Source organism: Alcaligenes nematophilus (assembly GCF_026344155.1).
GTDB lineage: Bacteria > Pseudomonadota > Gammaproteobacteria > Burkholderiales > Burkholderiaceae_B > Alcaligenes > Alcaligenes phenolicus.
Map to the genome: position 1 here is coordinate 98,797 of NZ_JAPKMZ010000007.1, position 17,229 is coordinate 116,025.

12 protein-coding genes are annotated in these 17,229 nt (G+C 56.6%); 7 read left to right on the plus strand and 5 right to left on the minus strand.

Annotated elements, in window-relative coordinates; translation table 11 throughout:
• The first annotated feature begins 3 nt into the window (after positions 1 to 3).
• From OSH04_RS17590 to OSH04_RS17610, 5 genes are all read left to right on the plus strand, one after another.
• Positions 4 to 2,871: a 2-oxoglutarate dehydrogenase E1 component gene (locus OSH04_RS17590; RefSeq protein ID WP_035270812.1), complete on the plus strand. Its 2,868-nt coding sequence runs from the start codon at positions 4 to 6 to the stop codon at positions 2,869 to 2,871.
• 34 nt (positions 2,872 to 2,905) lie between these two features.
• Entirely contained in the window at positions 2,906 to 4,120 is a 1,215-nt protein-coding gene (odhB, locus tag OSH04_RS17595) for a 2-oxoglutarate dehydrogenase complex dihydrolipoyllysine-residue succinyltransferase (RefSeq protein WP_009457673.1), read from the plus strand.
• A gap of 161 nt (positions 4,121 to 4,281) precedes the next feature.
• The gene (gene lpdA / locus OSH04_RS17600; protein ID WP_009457672.1) at positions 4,282 to 5,709 is read left to right on the plus strand and encodes a dihydrolipoyl dehydrogenase; all 1,428 of its coding nucleotides are present in this window, start codon (positions 4,282 to 4,284) and stop codon (positions 5,707 to 5,709) included.
• A gap of 217 nt (positions 5,710 to 5,926) precedes the next feature.
• Positions 5,927 to 7,018: a cell division protein ZapE gene (gene zapE / locus OSH04_RS17605; RefSeq protein ID WP_266108998.1), complete on the plus strand. Its 1,092-nt coding sequence runs from the start codon at positions 5,927 to 5,929 to the stop codon at positions 7,016 to 7,018.
• A 76-nt stretch (positions 7,019 to 7,094) separates the two neighbouring features.
• The gene (locus tag OSH04_RS17610) at positions 7,095 to 8,417 is read left to right on the plus strand and encodes a tryptophan--tRNA ligase (protein ID WP_035270809.1); all 1,323 of its coding nucleotides are present in this window, start codon (positions 7,095 to 7,097) and stop codon (positions 8,415 to 8,417) included.
• Positions 8,418 to 8,792: 375 nt separating this feature from the next.
• On the opposite strand, the gene OSH04_RS17615 is transcribed toward OSH04_RS17610, so the two are convergent.
• The 3 genes from OSH04_RS17615 to OSH04_RS17625 form a co-directional block, all read right to left on the minus strand.
• Complete coding sequence (locus tag OSH04_RS17615) at positions 8,793 to 9,437, minus strand: CatB-related O-acetyltransferase (RefSeq protein WP_060185726.1); 645 nt, start codon at positions 9,435 to 9,437, stop codon at positions 8,793 to 8,795.
• A gap of 235 nt (positions 9,438 to 9,672) precedes the next feature.
• A complete protein-coding gene (locus OSH04_RS17620; protein ID WP_266108952.1) occupies positions 9,673 to 10,185 on the minus strand; it encodes a hypothetical protein in 513 nt (170 codons plus the stop codon).
• A 3-nt stretch (positions 10,186 to 10,188) separates the two neighbouring features.
• The gene (locus OSH04_RS17625) at positions 10,189 to 12,537 is read right to left on the minus strand and encodes a Tex family protein (RefSeq protein ID WP_060185728.1); all 2,349 of its coding nucleotides are present in this window, start codon (positions 12,535 to 12,537) and stop codon (positions 10,189 to 10,191) included.
• 160 nt (positions 12,538 to 12,697) lie between these two features.
• Between OSH04_RS17625 and OSH04_RS17630 the strand changes: the two genes are divergently transcribed.
• Complete coding sequence (locus OSH04_RS17630; protein WP_266108953.1) at positions 12,698 to 14,734, plus strand: ATP-dependent DNA helicase; 2,037 nt, start codon at positions 12,698 to 12,700, stop codon at positions 14,732 to 14,734.
• 39 nt (positions 14,735 to 14,773) lie between these two features.
• Here the strand turns inward: OSH04_RS17630 and OSH04_RS17635 are convergent, their stop codons facing one another.
• Both OSH04_RS17635 and OSH04_RS17640 read right to left on the minus strand, forming a co-directional pair.
• Positions 14,774 to 15,253, minus strand: coding sequence for a hypothetical protein (locus OSH04_RS17635; RefSeq protein ID WP_083054000.1), 480 nt, complete (start codon positions 15,251 to 15,253; stop codon positions 14,774 to 14,776).
• A 245-nt stretch (positions 15,254 to 15,498) separates the two neighbouring features.
• Positions 15,499 to 15,912, minus strand: coding sequence for a winged helix-turn-helix transcriptional regulator (locus OSH04_RS17640; protein WP_266108954.1), 414 nt, complete (start codon positions 15,910 to 15,912; stop codon positions 15,499 to 15,501).
• Positions 15,913 to 16,002: 90 nt separating this feature from the next.
• Between OSH04_RS17640 and OSH04_RS17645 the strand changes: the two genes are divergently transcribed.
• The gene (locus OSH04_RS17645; protein ID WP_266108955.1) at positions 16,003 to 16,878 is read left to right on the plus strand and encodes an NmrA/HSCARG family protein; all 876 of its coding nucleotides are present in this window, start codon (positions 16,003 to 16,005) and stop codon (positions 16,876 to 16,878) included.
• The last annotated feature ends 351 nt before the right edge of the window (positions 16,879 to 17,229 follow it).

Genomic DNA, 17,229 nt, shown 5'->3' on the forward strand with positions numbered 1-17,229 from the left:
ATAATGTCATCGCAAAAAGAACTGCTCAGTAACTCTTATTTGTTCGGGAGCAATGCTCCTTACGTCGAAGAACTCTACGAGTCCTACCTCGACAATCCAGGCTCCGTCGCCGACCAATGGCGCGAGTACTTCGACCAGCTGCAGCACCAGCCTGCGACTGACGGCCGCGACAGCACCCGCGATCAAGCTCACGCTCCCATCGTCGAGTCCTTCGCTCAGCGTGCCAAAGCCAATGCCTTCCTGACCAGCGCCCAAGCACCGGACCTGACAGTTGCCATGAAGCAAGTGTCGATTCAGTCCATGATTGCTGCTTACCGCTCCCTGGGTGCACGCATTGCTGATCTGGATCCCCTGAAGCGCTCCGAACGCCCCAGCATCCCTGAACTGGACCCTGCTTTCTACGGTTTGACCGAAGCAGATCTGGACCAGGTCTACTCCGCCACCAACACTTACTTCACCAAAGCCGACACCATGACGCTGCGCGACATGCTCAAGGCCTTGCGTGATACGTACTCCCGTTCGGTGGGCGCAGAATTCATGTACATCTCCGACCCGGTCGTCAAGCGCTGGATTCAGCAGCGCCTGGAGTCGGTGCATGGCACAGGTTCTTTCAACGTTGACCAAAAACGCAACATCTTGCAGCAGCTGACCGAGGCCGAAGGCCTGGAGCGCTTCCTGCACACCAAATATGTCGGTCAGAAACGCTTCTCCCTGGAAGGTGGTGAGAGCTTCATCGCTTGTATGGATGAAGTGGTCAACCACGCTGGCGAGAACGGCGTTCAGGAAATCATCGTGGGTATGGCTCACCGTGGTCGTCTGAACATGCTGGTCAACATCATGGGCAAGATGCCCGGTGACCTGTTTGCCGAGTTTGAAGGCCGTCACGCTGAAGGCTTGACCGACGGCGACGTGAAGTACCACAACGGTTTCTCCAGCGACCTGTCCACTCGTGGCGGTCCGGTTCACCTGTCTCTGGCCTTTAACCCATCCCACCTGGAAATTGTTAACCCAGTGGTCGAGGGGTCGGTCCGTGCTCGTCAGGATCGTCGTAGCGACGAAGACGGCAGCCAGGTTCTGCCCGTGCTGGTTCACGGTGACGCGGCTTTTGCCGGTCAGGGTGTGGTCATGGAAACACTGAACCTGGCCCAGACCCGTGGCTACGGTACCGGTGGTACGCTGCACATTGTTATTAACAACCAGATCGGTTTCACCACCTCTGATCCTCGCGATACACGCTCCACGCTGTATTGCACGGACGTGGTCAAGATGATTGAAGCCCCTGTGTTCCACGTCAATGGCGACGATCCTGAAGCCGTGGTGTTCGTGACTCAGCTGGCTCTGGACTTCCGCCGCGAGTTCAAGCACGACGTGGTGGTTGATATTGTTTGCTTCCGCAAACTGGGCCACAACGAGCAAGACACTCCTTCGATGACCCAGCCGCTGATGTACAAGAAGATTGGTCAGCACAACGGTACGCGCAAACTGTACGCCGACAAGCTGGTTGCTCAAGGCATTCTGTCCGAGAACGAACCCGAAGATCTGGTCAAGGCTTACCGTCAACTGATGGAAGATGGCAAGCGCACGGTTGAACCTGTTCTGACAGACTACAAGAACAAGTACGCCACCGACTGGTCTGCCTTCCTGGGCGCCAAATGGACTGACCAGGCTGACACCGCCTTGCCTATGTCCGAACTGACACGTATCGGTGAAAAACTGACCACCGTGCCAGAAGGCTTTACGGTTCACCCGCTGGTCAACCGCATGCTGAACGACCGTCGTGCCATGGCACGTGGCGAAGCTCAGGTGGACTGGGGCATGGGCGAGCACTTGGCCTTTGCAACCCTGGTGAACAATGGCTACGCCATCCGTATTACCGGCCAGGACTCGGGCCGTGGTACGTTTACCCACCGTCACGCTGTGCTGCACGATCAAAAACGTGAGCGCTGGAACGACGGCACCTACATTCCTTTGCAGAACGTCTCCGAAGGCCAGGCCAACTTCACGGTGATCGACTCGGTTCTGTCCGAAGAAGCCGTGCTGGCATTTGAATACGGTTACGCTTCGGCAGAGCCCAACATTTTGACTATCTGGGAAGCTCAGTTCGGCGACTTCGCCAACGGCGCCCAGGTTGTGATCGACCAGTTCATTACGTCGGGTGAAGCCAAGTGGGGCCGTCATTGCGGTCTGACTCTGATGCTGCCACACGGCTACGAAGGTCAGGGTCCGGAGCACTCCTCGGCCCGTATCGAGCGCTTCTTGCAACTGTGCGCTGACAACAATATCCAGGTTGTCCAGCCCACCAACGGCGCCCAGATCTTCCACGTGCTGCGTCGTCAGATGATCCGTCCTTTCCGCAAGCCTTTGGTCATCATGACGCCCAAGTCCTTGCTGCGTAATAAAGACGCTACCTCGCCACTGAGCGATCTGGCTGAGGGTCACTTCATGCCGGTGATCGGCGAGACCGATCAGGCGATTGATGCAGCCGCTGTCAAACGTGTTCTGGCTTGCTCGGGCAAGGTTTACTACGATCTGGTGAACCACCGTAAAGAGCTGGAGCGCAACGATATTGCCATTATCCGTGTGGAGCAGTTGTATCCGTTTGCCCACAAGGCCTTCCAGGCAGAGCTGGCCAAGTACAGCAACGCCAAGGAAGTTATCTGGGTTCAGGACGAACCTCAAAACCAAGGTGCATGGTTCTACGTTCAGCATCACATCTACGAGAACATGACCGAAGGTCAGAAGCTGGGTTACGCCGGCCGTGCCGCGTCCGCTTCGCCTGCCGTTGGTTACCTGGCCAAACACCAGGAACAACACAAGGCGCTGCTGGAGCAGGCTTTCGGCGCTCGCAAAGGCTTCATGCTGACCAAATAACGCACCCTAAATTTTAAATACGGAAAATATAATCATGGCAATTACCGACGTTCTGGTTCCCCAACTCTCTGAATCCATCTCCGAAGCCACTTTGCTGGAGTGGAAAAAACAACCTGGCGAGATGGTCCAGGCTGATGAAATCCTGATCGAAGTCGAAACCGACAAGGTTGTGCTGGAAGTTCCCGCTCCTGCCTCGGGCGTGCTGAGCGAAATCGTCAAGGCCAACGGCAGCACCGTTACCTCCGGCGACGTGCTGGCCCGTATTGACTCCGAAGGCAAGGCCAGCGCTGCCGCTCCTGCCGCCGCTGCACAAGAAGCCGCTCCTGCTGCTGCCCCAGCCGCTGCCGCTCCTGCTGCCAGCTCCGCCGCCTCTTCGGTTGCTTCGCCTGCAGCTGCCAAGATCCTGGCTGAAAAGGGTGTGGAAGCCAGCTCCGTGGAAGGTTCCGGCCGTGGTGGTCGCATCACCAAGGGTGACGCTCTGGAAGCCAACGCCGCTGCTGCTAAACCTGCTGCCGCTCCTGTTGCCCCTCCAACCCTGTCCCTGGACGGCCGTCCAGAGCAGCGCGTGCCCATGAGCCGTCTGCGCGCTCGCATCGCCGAGCGTCTGCTGCAGTCGCAGTCCGAAAACGCCATGCTGACCACGTTCAACGAAGTCAACATGCAAGCTGTGCTGGATCTGCGCAAGAAATACAAAGATCAGTTCGAGAAAGAGCACGGCGTGAAACTGGGCTTCATGTCCTTCTTCGTCAAGGCTGCTGTTGCCGCCCTGAAGAAATACCCCGTACTGAACGCCTCGGTTGATGGCAAAGACATCATCTACCACGGTTACTTCGACATTGGTGTGGCCGTTGGTAGCCCACGTGGTCTGGTGGTGCCTATCCTGCGTAACGCTGATCAAATGTCCATCGCTGACATCGAAAAGCAAATCGCTGACTTCGGTGCCCGTGCCCGCGACGGCAAGCTGACCCTGGAAGAAATGACAGGCGGTACCTTCTCGATCTCCAACGGTGGCGTGTTCGGCTCCATGCTGTCCACCCCCATCATCAACCCACCTCAGTCCGCCATCCTGGGCATTCACGCCACCAAGGATCGCGCTGTTGTGGAAAACGGTCAGATCGTGATTCGCCCCATGAACTACCTGGCCATGTCCTACGACCACCGTATCATCGACGGCCGCGAAGCCGTTCTGGGTCTGGTGGCCATGAAGGAAGCCTTGGAAGATCCACAGCGTCTGCTGTTGAACGTCTAAGCACGCGGTAGTTTCGGTCTAGTATGTTTACGGCCAAGTGCTTGCTTCTAAGCCTTGGCCGACTTTGTTTAAGGCCCTGGGGGTTGGCGTTCGCCACCTGATACTTTCCCGTCTGACTTCTGGACGGTCCAGCGTGCCTTTTCACATTTATGGGATTTTTTATGGCTAAGCAATTTGATGTTGTCGTGATTGGTGCAGGCCCTGGTGGCTACATCGCCGCCATCCGTGCTGCTCAACTGGGTATGAGCGTCGCTTGCGTGGACGCATGGTCCACCGCTGAAGGCAAACCCGCTCCTGGCGGTACTTGCACCAACGTTGGTTGCATTCCTTCCAAGGCCTTGCTGCAATCGTCCGAGCACTTCGAGCACGCCAATCTGCATCTGGCTGATCACGGTGTGGACGTCAAGGGCGTATCGCTGAATCTGGACAAGCTGATCGGTCGCAAAGACGTGGTCGTCAAGCAGAACAACGACGGCATCCTGTACCTGTTCAAAAAGAACAAGGTCACTTTCTTCCACGGCACCGCTTCCTTTGGCGCCAAAGTGGACGGCGGCTGGTCGGTGAACGTGGCCGGTGCCAACGCTGAAGAGCTGGTTGCCAAGAACGTCATCATCGCTACCGGTAGCTCGGCTCGTGCCTTGCCCGGTGCCGAGTTCGACGAAGAGCAAATTCTGTCCAACGACGGCGCACTGCGTCTGCCCAAGGTTCCCAAGAAGCTGGCCGTTATCGGTGCCGGTGTGATTGGTCTGGAACTGGGTAGCGTGTGGCGTCGCCTGGGTGCCGAAGTGACCATTCTGGAAGGTGCTCCCGAGTTCCTGTCCGCCGTGGATCGCGACGTTGCCAAGGAAGCCCTGAAGGCTTTCACCAAGCAAGGTCTGAAGATCAATGTGGGTGTGAAAGTTGGCGAAATCAAGAAGTCCGCCAAACAGGTCACCATCAACTACGTGGACGCCGCTGGTGCCGAGCACAAGCTGGAAGCCGACAAGCTGATCGTGTCCATCGGCCGTGTGCCTAACACTGCCGGTCTGGGTGCAGACACCATCGGTCTGAAACTGGACGAGCGCGGCTTCGTGGTTGTGGACGACGATTGCGCCACCAGCCTGCCAGGTATCTGGGCGGTGGGTGACGTGGTGCGTGGTCCTATGCTGGCTCACAAAGCCGAAGAGGAGGGTGTGGCTGTGGCCGAGCGTCTGGCTGGTCAGCAACCCCACGTCAACTTCGACACTGTGCCTTGGGTTATTTACACCTCGCCCGAAATCGCCTGGGTTGGCAAGACCGAACAGCAACTGAAGACCGAAGGCCGTGCTTACCGCGCTGGCAGCTTCCCCTTCCTGGCTAACGGCCGTGCCCGCGCACTGGGTGACACGACCGGCTTTGTGAAGGTTCTGGCGGATGCCAAGACGGACGAAGTCCTGGGCGTGCACTTTGTGGGCCCTGTGGCTTCCGAGCTGGTGGCTGAAGCTGTTGCAATCATGGAATTCCGTGGCGCGTCGGAAGATATCGCCCGTATTTGCCATGCTCACCCAACCCTGTCCGAAGCCCTGAAAGAAGCGGCCTTGGCAGTGGACAAACGCGCTCTGAACTTCTGATAGACTTTCAGGGTGTTGTTGGAAAAGGGCGGGCACGGGCTCGCCTTTTTTTTCGTCACGAAAGGCTGATCACAGCAGTCCGTAGCGGCTGCGATGCGTGAGATAATTGACCGCGCAGTATGCTCAGACCCTGCATCAAAAGCGGTGCTGCTGTGGATCGCAGTGCATGCTGGCAGACCACTACCTGTCTTGGACAGGTTCTTTTATTTTCAGTGATATGAATGTTCGCGAGTATTACCATCAGGCTTTAGCGGAAAAAGGCTACCGTGCCGACCAGGCACAGGAGCAAGCTATAGACCGGCTGCAACGCTATTACGACGAGTGGGTAGAGTTTCGCAAAATGCGCTCCAGCGCCTTGCGTCGTATGTTCTCCCGCCCGGAAGTGCCGCGTGGTGTGTACCTGTGGGGTGGGGTCGGGCGCGGCAAGAGCTTCCTGATGGACGCCTTTTACCTGACGGTGCCGCTCAAGCGCAAAACTCGGATTCACTTCCATGAGTTCATGCGCGGCGTGCACAAAGAGCTGAATCAGGTCAAAGGCATGAGTGATCCCTTGGATGAGGTCGCCAAGCGTATCGCCAAGCGTTATCGCCTGATCTGTTTTGACGAGTTCCACGTCTCGGATGTGGCCGATGCCATGATTCTGTACAAGCTGCTGCTGGGGCTGTTCGAGCGCGGTACGTCCTTTGTGATGACCTCCAACTACGAGCCTTCCACCTTGTATCCGGAAGGCCTGCACCGCGACCGCATCTTGCCTGCGATTGCGCTGATCCAGAAGAACATGGATATCATGAACGTGGATACGGGCGTGGATTATCGCCGTCGTGCTCTGGAGCAGGTGAAAACCTATCTGATGCCATTGGGTCCGGAGACCACCGCAGAACTGCAATCCATGTTCACGGCCTTGTCGGACACGGCCCCTCAAGAGCCGGTGCTCAGTATTGAAAACCGGGATGTAAAAGCGGTCGCCTTGTCCGGTTCAGCCGTCTGGTTTGATTTCGAGACCCTGTGCGTCAGCCCACGTTCGCAAAACGACTATCTGGAACTGGCGAACCGCTTCCAGACCGTGATTTTGTCTGATGTGCCTCGCATGACAGCGCGTGATGCCTCTGCGGCGCGACGCTTCACCTGGCTGGTCGACGTTTTTTACGATCACAAGGTGAAGTTCATCATGTCCGCAGCGGTGCCTGAAGAAGAATTGTATGTGGATGGCCCTATGGCCAATGAGTTCCACCGTACTGTCTCGCGTTTGATGGAAATGCAATCGCGGGAGTACCTGGAGTCAGAACGGCGCCAGGCAGTTATTTTGTAGGATGCTGGGCGCGGCCACTGGCCACGCGTCTGATTCCTGAACCCTGACACGTAGTTTTATAAGCGTATTTTTTATCATGACGACACGAGTACTGACCGGCGTTACAACGACCGGTATTCCACACTTGGGTAATTATGCCGGGGCGATTCGTCCTGCTATCCGTGCTAGCCAGCAAGCCGATGTCGACGCATTTTTCTTCATGGCGGACTACCACGCCCTGATCAAATGTGACGATCCGGAGCGCGTAGCCATTTCGCGCCGTGCGATTGCTGCTACCTGGCTGGCCTGCGGCCTGGATGTGGAAAAAGTAACGTTCTACCGTCAATCCGATATTCCGGAAATTCCGGAGCTGTCCTGGATGCTGGGTTGCGTAACCGGCAAGGGCTTGATGAACCGTGCGCACGCTTACAAGGCTTCTGTCGACAAGAATGAAGCGGCGGGCGTAGAGCCTGATGATGGCGTCACCATGGGCCTGTTCAGCTACCCCGTACTGATGGCGGCCGACATCCTGATGTTCAATGCCCACAAGGTACCCGTGGGCCGGGATCAGGTGCAGCACCTGGAAATGGCACGCGATATCGCCAAGAGCTTCAACCACCTGTATGGCCGTGGCAAGGAGCTGTTTGTATTGCCCGAAGTACAGGTGGAAGAGGACGTGGCCCTCTTGCCCGGTCTGGATGGCCGCAAGATGTCCAAGAGCTACGACAACACGATTCCTCTGTTCGAGGGTGGTGCCAAGGCACTGAAGGCGGCCATTGCCCGCATCGTGACGGACTCCAAAGGTCCCGGCGAGTCTAAAGATCCCGATGATTCGCACCTGACGGCCTTGTACAAGGCATTTGCGACACCCGAGCAGACCCAAGCCTTCCGTCAGCAGTTGATCGACGGCATGGCCTGGGGCGAGGCCAAGGATGCCTTGCATCAGTTGCTGGAAGCCATGATTGCGCCCATGCGCGATCGCTACGAAGCCTTGATGGCTCGTCCCCAGGATATTGAGGATTTGCTGCAAGTTGGCGCGCGCAAGGCTCGTGCCTACGCTACCCCCTTCATCCATGAATTGAAGGCGGCCGTGGGCCTGCGTGACCCCTTGAGCGTGGCAGTTAGCAAGACTGAAGCCAAGGCTCGTAAAGCTCGTTTTGTGAACTTCCGCGACGAAGATGGCACCTTCCGTTTCCGCCTGCAAGATGCTGCTGGACAAGAGCTGTTTCTGTCTCGCTCTTACGCAGACCCAAAACAGGCTGGTGTGGCGATCAAGGCACTGCAGACTGCGGCTTTTGCCGAAGTTGCCAAGCAGGACGGTCAGGAGTTGCAAATCCATTGCGCCGGTGAAGAAGTGGCACGAGTATCGGCAGATCTGCGTGATGCCGTTGCAGCCGCTTTGGATTCGATGCGCGACTAAGTGGTTTGTCTACTGCGGGATTGATCGGCTGTTCAGGATTGATGCCGTAGTGGAGGCAGTAAGCTTCTTTGAGCAGCAACGCTTCAACTTGAAGATTGCTTGAAATTGAGCAGCCCCAAAAGAGAGACTTATCTCACTTTTGGGGCTGTTCTTTATTCCTTGTACCGAGCGTGTGCAGAAGATCAAGCTGGAGCTTGGCTTGACCTTGCTCGTGTAATCGGCTTTGGCCTTGAATTCATTCTTGAAATCAGGTCAGGTCAAACCAAACCAAACCAGATCTGATCCGAACGTGAACTCTGAATTCTGAGCCCGAAATCTGGATTTGGACTTAAGACCTGGACTTAAGACCTGGACTTGAGCCTGGGCCAGTCGCTCTTAGGCTTTGGACTTCTGATCCCAGTCCTGGCTGGCCTGCTCCAATGCTGCAATATCTTCTGCGCAGATCACATCCCTTAGCGCTGTGAATTTCTCTTCCGGCCACTCATACATCTTCAGACCCAGCAATTGCTCAATCGTTGCCTCATCAAAGCGCTTTCGCACGGGTACAGCAGGATTGCCAGCCACAATCGTGTAGGGTGCCACGTTCTTGGTCACAATCGCTCCCGAGGCCACGACAGCGCCTTCACCAATCACGACACCGGGCATGATCATGGCTCGCATGCCGATCCAGGCACCATCGTGAATATGGGTGTCGCCTTTACCGACGTAAGCCTCCGTAATCTTGTCCACGAAGGGGTACAGGCTGAACCAGTCCATGCGATGTGTGTGATTGCCGCCCATCAGAATGACAGCCTCGGCACCGATGCACACGTAGTCGCCAATATGCAGCTGGTCTACCGGCCATTGCGAGGTCCAGGCCTTGCGGCTGTATTCGTCCCCGTACAGGTAACGCACTACGCTTTCTTCAAAACTGTCTGTCCAGGCATGGCTGTAATAGCTGTGTGTGCCGCGTACGTGAATATTGGGATTGGATACGGTTTCGTGCAGGAGTTCGACCTGCGACCAATGTTTTTGCTCCATGTTTCTCCTTCTGGACCTTGCCGCGCGGGAACTGACTTTGCGCCGGTCCCGGCAAAGTGGGTGTTTGTGTTTGGGCAAAGCGGCCAAGCGAGCACAAGAGGCTCGCTTGCTGATGTTGATGGCGGGACTAGTCTAATGCGCTTTGAGCTGCTTGGCATTCAAGCGGGCCAAAAGCATCAAGCCCTGCATGAATGCTCACGCAGGGCTTGGTGTGTTTGGGCCGGGATTGCTGGCCTTATTCGGCTGCTTGAGCGGGAATATCCAGCTTTTCGCACAGATTTAGAATTTCCTCCAGGTTCTCGCGTTTGACCACGATCAGCTGAAATTCCTCGTCATAGCTTTGGGCAAATTCCAGCAGGCAGTAGGAGGGGTGAAACTCCTGCAGCTGCTCGTTCGCCCATTGGAAAAAGCCGTCCACGTCCTGAAAAGGCATGTCGTCGTAGGGAAAGGCGGGCAGGTTCTGGCTTTCAAAAGCGGCCAGAATTTCTTCCCACAGTTCGTCCACGGTATCGGCCAGAGCCAGATAGTCGTCCAGCTCGTAGCTGATGGCCAGGATCAGAGCGCCATCCGGATCGTGTTCCATCAAGTTCTGGGCGTGCTTGCCATACGCCTCACCCATCGCTGTCGGGCTGGCGCTGGCTGTCAGCACGGACTGGCTGATGGCTGCAATATCCTGTTCCTTCTGATCAAATCCGGTCAGCAGATTGAGCAGACGCGTCAGTTGGGAAAGGCGCTCGGTCTCAGTCATGGCTTATCTCCGAAGTTTGCTAAAGGCGGCTGCCATAGCACCTGTCGGTGCCGGTTCAGCTTGCCGGTTGGGGCGATTGTTTCCGGAACGGCGCTGGGGTGCGTTGCTGGTGTTGCTGGAACCACGCACAGGGCCGCTGTCGTCGTTCAGGCGCATGGTCAAGCCGATACGCTTACGAGCTACATCCACTTCCTGGACTTTAACCTTAACGGTCTGCCCAACGCGAACCACATCACGCGGATCTTTGACAAAGGTCTCGGACAGGGCCGAGATATGCACCAGACCGTCCTGGTGCACACCCACGTCCACAAAGGCACCAAAGTTGGCCACGTTGGTGACCACGCCTTCCAGAATCATGCCGGGCGTCAAATCGTTCAGGGAGTTGATGCCTTCCTGGAACTTGGCGGTGGTGAATTCAGGGCGAGGGTCGCGACCGGGCTTTTCAATTTCATTAAAAATATCACGCACGGTGGGCAAACCAAAGCGTTCATCGGTGAAGTCGGAAGGCGACAAGCCTTTCAATGCGCCGGATTTACCCATGACATCGCTGGCTTCAGTTTGCAGGCGCTCCAGAATGCGGGCGGCAACCGGATAGGCTTCGGGGTGAACTGCCGAGGCGTCCAGAGGGTTGGCTGCACCGGGAATACGCAAAAAGCCCGCTGCCTGTTCAAAGGCTTTTTCACCAAAGCGCGGCACCTCACGCAACTGCTTGCGGCTTTGGAAGGCACCGTTTTCGTCACGCCAGGTGACGATGTTTTTGGCCAGCGTGTTGTTCAGGCCCGAAACGCGCGCCAGCAGGGGAGCAGAAGCGGTGTTGACATCCACACCTACGGCGTTCACACAATCCTCGACCACGGCGTCCAGGCTGCGAGCCAGTTCGCGCTGATTCACGTCGTGCTGGTATTGGCCGACACCAATGGATTTGGGGTCGATCTTGACCAGCTCGGCCAGTGGGTCTTGCAGGCGGCGGGCGATGGAAACAGCACCGCGCAGGCTGACGTCCATATCCGGGAATTCTTGTGCGGCCAGTTCAGAGGCGGAGTACACCGAAGCGCCCGCCTCGGACACGACTACGCGAGTCAAAGGCAACTGCGGGAAAGCGGATTGCAGGTCGGCAACCAGTTTCTCGGTTTCGCGCGATGCTGTGCCGTTGCCAATCGCCACCAGTTCAACTTGGTAGCGAGTCGCCAGGCCGGCCAGGGTACGAATGGCGCCTTCGCGGTCACGACGGGGCTCAAAGGGATAGACGGTGGCGGTATCCAGCACCTTGCCGGTTGCATCGATCACAGCGGCTTTTACGCCGGTACGAATACCTGGGTCCAGGCCCAGAACGGCTTTATTGCCAGCGGGGGCCGCCAGCAGCAAATCGCGCAGATTAGCGGCAAACACGCGGGTGGATTCTTGCTCGGCTTCTTCGCGCAGACGGCCAATCAGCTCGGATTCGAATGCTGTCAGCAACTTGACGCGCCAGGTCCAGCGGCAAACCTCGGCCAGCCAGTGATCGCGTGGGCTGGCGTCGGCGGAAAAGTCAGCGCCAATATCGGTCAGCTCGGCGACTTTCAGTACGCAAGGGTGGGGCAGAAGCGCATCCTGCTCGGGGTTCAGGCCCAGGCGCAGGTCCAGTGCACCTTGCTGACGACCGCGCAACAAAGCCAGCACGCGGTGAGAAGGCAGTTGGCGCAGCGCTTCGTTAAAGTCGAACCAGTCGCGGAACTTGTCGCCTTCCTGTTCCTTGCCTTCGGCAACCTTGGAGTACAAGTGAGCGGACTTCCACAGATAGTCGCGCATGGCTTCCAGCAGGTCGGCCTGCTCGGCAAAGCGTTCGGCCAGAATGTCGCGGGCACCGTCCAGGGCGGCTTTGGCCGTGTCGATCTTGGCTTCGGCATTCAGATAGCCTTCGGCCAGCGCCACAGGGTCTGCATCCTTCTGGGCCAGAATGGCGTCCGCCAGCGGCTCCAGGCCGGCTTCGCGGGCAATCTGGGCACGGGTACGACGCTTGGGCTTGTACGGCGCGTACAAGTCTTCCAGACGCTGCTTGGTGTCAGCCGCCAAAATGGCTTGCTCCAGCTCGGGCGTCAGTTTTTCTTGCTGGCGGATCGATTCCAGAATGGCATGACGACGCGATTGCATATCGCGCAAATAGATCAGGCGCACTTCCAGATCACGCAGGACATTATCGTCCAGGCCGCCAGTCGCTTCCTTGCGGTAACGGGCAATAAAAGGGACCGTGGCCCCGTTGTCCAAGAGCTCAACCGTAGAGGCGGCTTGTTGGATGCGGATGTTCAGTTCAGAGGCCAGTAGCGCCAGAATCTGTTGGTGATCCTGTTGCTGGGCGAGGGTTTCCACAGTCATTTCAGTTATGGGTCCATCGTTGTAAAAGGGTCTGCAAGCGCCGCATTTTGCCATAAAGACCGGCAGCGACCCAGAATTGGCAGGTATCATCTTGTATGTATTCCACTGTGATTGTAGACAGTTCTGTCATTCGTCACCTCTCCCTGAGCGGTTTTGCCCCATGTTGTTGCAGGATTATTCCGATATCTTTTCTCCCCAAGGCCCTCTGGCAGAGTCTGTCTCGCACTATCGTCCGCGGCAGGCTCAGCTGGAGCTGGCCCAAGCCATCAGCGAGACGGTCGCCGAGTCCGGCGTATTGATTGCCGAGGCGGGCACAGGCACGGGCAAGACCTGGGCCTATCTGGTGCCTGTGTTCATGCAAGGTGGCAAAGCCTTGGTCTCGACCGGGACGCGCACCTTGCAGGATCAATTGTTCCGTCGGGATATTCCCCACCTGCGTAAAGCGCTGGCCTTGCCGGTGGATGTGGCCTTGCTCAAGGGGCGCAGCAACTACGTTTGTCATTACCATTTGGAACGATTGGGTCAGGATGATCGAGCCCTGAAGTCCCGTGCGGAAATTGCTTATCTGCGGGCCATCCAGCTTTTTACTGAACGCAGCCGTAGCGGCGACAAGGGTGAGTTGGCCGAAGTCCCGGAGGACGCGGATATTTGGCACCGAGTCACTTCCACACGCGATAATTGCCTGGGACAGGATTGCCCCTTTGTGCGCGACTGCTTTGTGATGAAGGCGCGCCGTCATGCCCAGGATGCGGATGTAGTAGTGGTGAACCATGCTCTGTTCATGGCGGATCTGGCCTTGCGCGAAGAGGGCGTAACGGATTTGCTGCCTAGCGTGGATCTGGTGGTGTTTGACGAGGCACACCAACTGCCCGACGTGGCCACCCGTTTTCTGGGTAGTAGCGTGTCCTTGTATCAATTGACGGATTTGTGTCGGCAGATAGAAGCGGCGGGTCTGGCCCAGGCGCGCGAGACCGTAGACTGGAGTCAGGTGGCCCGCAAGCTGGAGCAAGCGGCTCGGGATTTGCATTTGCGTACTGCGTCGCTGGCGGCACAGGGTGGTCGCGCCACTTTCCAGGCCTTGCCCGAGCCCGAGCTGTTTGATGAAGCGTTGGAGAATTTGCTGGAGACCTTCGACAAGGTCATCAAGATGCTGGCCATGGTGGCTGAACGCCATCCAGATCTGGCGGCGGCACATAAAATTGCCTTGGAATTGCGTGCACGCTTGTTCCAATGGAGCCAGCCGGACCGTCAAGGCCGTCACGCCTATTTGCCAGAAAGTGAAAAAGACGAAGACCAGCCCGACGAGTTCGTGCGTTGGGTAGAAAGTGGGCAGCATTATCTGCGCCTGCACAGTGCCCCTTTGTCGGTCGCCAAGATTTTCTCGCGCTACCGAGGCAAGGAGCAGTCCTGGGTGCTGACCTCGGCTACCTTATCGGTGCATGGCGATTTCAATCACTTCAAGCGTCAACTGGGTTTGTTTGATGCTCGCACCGAAGCCTGGGCTTCGCCGTTCGACTATCCGAATCAGGCGCTGTTCTACGTCCCCAGCACCTTGCCGCTTCCTAGCCATCCCAACTTCAATCAGGCCTTCGTGGATGCGCTCATTCCGCTGATCAAGGCGGGTCAGGGTGGTGTGCTGGTGCTCTGTACCACCTTGCGCTCGGTCGAGCGGATTGCAGATATGCTGCGGGACCGATTTGATCGGGAAGACATCGAACGCAATGTGCTGCGCCAAGGGGAGCGTTCACGGCAAGTTCTGCTGGACGAGTTCCGTGCCCGTGGCAATGCGGTGTTGGTGGGGAGCGCCAGCTTCTGGGAAGGGATTGACCTGCCCGGTGATGCCTTGACGCTGGTTGCTATCGACAAGCTGCCCTTTGCTCCGCCGGATGATCCGGTGCTGGAAGCGCGTATCAAGGAGTGCAAGGACAGGGGCGGTAATCCCTTCATGGAATACCAGTTGCCCGAAGCCGCCATTGCCTTGAAGCAAGGGGCAGGGCGTCTGATTCGCACCGAGCGCGACTGGGGCGTGCTGATGGTGGGCGACACCCGTATTGTCGAGAAGCCCTACGGCAAACTGCTATGGCGTGGTTTGCCACCTTTTGCCCGTACGCGTGATCCTGCTCGTGCCTTGGCGTTTCTGCGGGAGCAGAAAGCGAAGCGGCAGAGCGCTCAGGTCAGTGATGTGGAGCTGACCTGAGCGCTCGGAGCAGGCTTGAGCGTATTCCGTCTATTAAAACTAGGGTAAGGACTCGTCTGCGACGATGTCCTCTGCCACCAGGCCCCATAAGAACAGGCTGGGTGTGCCAGCGCCTTCCAGACTGCCCTCTATCTGCTGAAGAACGGACATGACGGCACTGCGATTGCTGACTGCCTCAAACGCTTCCCGAGTGATAGGCGTAAACCAGCCTTTTTTGAGCACCGCTACCGCCATTGCCAGCGCGACGGAAAACACATGCTGGCCCAGCATGGGGACCTGAACCGTCTCGCCTGCGCGATTGTGCACATCAAACATCTGCTCTTCATCAGGCAGTGCTGCACCCAGGCGCCAGGCCAGTGCCAGCCCGAAGGCTTCGGGAATCATCACGCAAAGCTTGGTCGCACGGACTTCAGACAGGCCGCTGGCTTGCAGTTGAGCGATGCACTCCTCAATGCTTTGATCCTTTGCCAGTACAGGAATGGCTTCTAGTACCCGTGTTTCTGCTTGTTCGTGGTTCATGGAGTATGTTTTATGAAAGGGGCATTCTTGGACATTGGAAAATGTCTGTTTTCATGTTCTTGTGACGTCGGGAAGCGGAGTAGTGGGTCTTACGGGCCAACAACTTAGGACAGGTTTCAGCCATTGCTTGCCACGGTGGAGTTTTGAGCTAGGTGCTGCACAGTACCAGGCACGGGGCACGACATTGTATAAAGTCGCAGCATCATAAGCTTGGACTTCAATTTCGCGTCGTTCTCCGTTCTACATCAAGGCTTTTTGGCATCGTACGTTTGACGTGATTCCTGTATACGCGGAAGGTTCTCTCTGACCCACACATTGATGCCTTTCAGCGCATCGAGCATGTTTTTCCCCATCTCCGTCAGTTCGTATTCCACACGTGGGGGCACCTCGGGAAAATAATGGCGTTCTACCAAGCCATCTCGTTCCAGGTTTCGCAGTGTCAGCGTCAGCATGCGCTGTGTGATTCCTTCTACCTCACGCTTGATTTCGGAAAATCGCAGTCTACGATCACCCGCGATGGCAAGGCGCCAGATGACCTGCACGGTCCACTTGTCACCGAGTCGCGTGCAGACTCCATTCAATGGAATTGGCTGGAAGGATGAGTCGCTGTCGGGTTTCTCCTTGAGAGAATCCGACTCTGCTGGATCTATGGGTTTCATTTTTGTGCCTGAGGTTCAAAAAAATGCCGTCTTCCGCAATTCAGATATCGAGGAAAGAATACGACATTCTCTTTTTTTTCGAGCTGAATCATGAATAAAGTACATCGTCCCATTCTGGTTTTCGGAGCCACAGGCCGGCAAGGTGGATCGGTGGCCAAAGCACTTCTGGAGGCTCACTGGCCTGTCTGCGCTTTTGTGCAATCTCCATCCAAACCGGCTTCAATCGCTCTGCGGGAAGCAGGCGCTGAACTCGTGCAAGGGTCATTGGACGATGCCAATCTTATCGCGTCGGCCATGAAGGATGTGTATGGCGTATTTAGCGTGATGCCTGCGAACCTATCAGCAGAAGAGGAGGTTTGTTGTGGCACACGTCTTGCTGATCTGGCGGCAAAAAATGGCGTCGAGCATTTCATCTATTCCTCGGGGGCTAGCGCTGGGGACAAACTGACAGGTGTTGCGCGCTTTGATGCCAAGCCTCTTATTGAGGCACATATTCGCGAACTGCCGCTGACTGCAACCATCATCCGTCCCATGATCTTCATGGAGATGCTTGTGCGGCCGGGCTTTGGCCTGGAGGAAGGGCGGTTGGTTTCTCTGATACACCGTGATCATTCGATCCAACTCACTGTGGTGCAAGACATAGGGAAAATCGTTGCCGCCCTGTTTGCGGACAGGGCACGTTTTGCCGGGATGACCTTGAAGATCGCCAGTGATCGTGTGACCGGCCAGGAGCTGGAGGCCGCCTTTTCTGAAGCCGCAGGTCGCTCTATCACTTATGCCCGATTCCCTGATGAAGTATTAGCTGCCAACGCCGATTTGGGGCATATGGCGTCAAGTCTGGAGGATGGCCCTCTTGCAGAACAGGTGGACCTCGGTCTGATGCGAGAAATCAATCCTGAACTTGTCTCGCTGCGTTCTTGGCTGATGGGAGAAGGGCGTGAAAAGCTGGAAGAAGCGTTGCGCTGAAAACAGGCGTAGATAGGCTTTGCGAAGGAATGTGCGCAGATGGAGTCTCGCCATCTTCGTTGCTTTCTGGCTGTGGCTGAAGAACTCCATTTCATTCCTGCGTCTTAGCGACTGCTTGTTGAATAGTCGTCACTGTCATGCGCTATTTCTCTTATCAATAAGCTTGCTAAAAACAGCCAAAAGCGCTACGAAGCTCCCTGCTTGCAGAGCCCGTCACAAGGCTAATTTAATTATTTAAATATAAAGCTCTCCCGCCTGGAACGCAGGGTAATCCCCATCTATCCACGCATTGACGCGTCAAATTCGGCTCATTACCATCACAACATACAACTATGTATGTTCTAAAACCAC

Excerpts from the sequence above, each read along its gene's own strand:
- OSH04_RS17590 (WP_035270812.1), top strand. The coding sequence starts at position 4 with ATGTCATCGCAAAAAGAACTGCTCAGTAACTCTTATTTGTTCGGGAGC.
- odhB (WP_009457673.1), top strand. The coding sequence starts at position 2,906 with ATGGCAATTACCGACGTTCTGGTTCCCCAACTCTCTGAATCCATCTCC.
- lpdA (WP_009457672.1), top strand. The coding sequence starts at position 4,282 with ATGGCTAAGCAATTTGATGTTGTCGTGATTGGTGCAGGCCCTGGTGGC.
- zapE (WP_266108998.1), top strand. The coding sequence starts at position 5,927 with ATGAATGTTCGCGAGTATTACCATCAGGCTTTAGCGGAAAAAGGCTAC.
- OSH04_RS17610 (WP_035270809.1), top strand. The coding sequence starts at position 7,095 with ATGACGACACGAGTACTGACCGGCGTTACAACGACCGGTATTCCACAC.
- OSH04_RS17615 (WP_060185726.1), bottom strand. The coding sequence starts at position 9,437 with ATGGAGCAAAAACATTGGTCGCAGGTCGAACTCCTGCACGAAACCGTA.
- OSH04_RS17620 (WP_266108952.1), bottom strand. The coding sequence starts at position 10,185 with ATGACTGAGACCGAGCGCCTTTCCCAACTGACGCGTCTGCTCAATCTG.
- OSH04_RS17625 (WP_060185728.1), bottom strand. The coding sequence starts at position 12,537 with ATGACTGTGGAAACCCTCGCCCAGCAACAGGATCACCAACAGATTCTG.
- OSH04_RS17630 (WP_266108953.1), top strand. The coding sequence starts at position 12,698 with ATGTTGTTGCAGGATTATTCCGATATCTTTTCTCCCCAAGGCCCTCTG.
- OSH04_RS17635 (WP_083054000.1), bottom strand. The coding sequence starts at position 15,253 with ATGAACCACGAACAAGCAGAAACACGGGTACTAGAAGCCATTCCTGTA.
- OSH04_RS17640 (WP_266108954.1), bottom strand. The coding sequence starts at position 15,912 with ATGAAACCCATAGATCCAGCAGAGTCGGATTCTCTCAAGGAGAAACCC.
- OSH04_RS17645 (WP_266108955.1), top strand. The coding sequence starts at position 16,003 with ATGAATAAAGTACATCGTCCCATTCTGGTTTTCGGAGCCACAGGCCGG.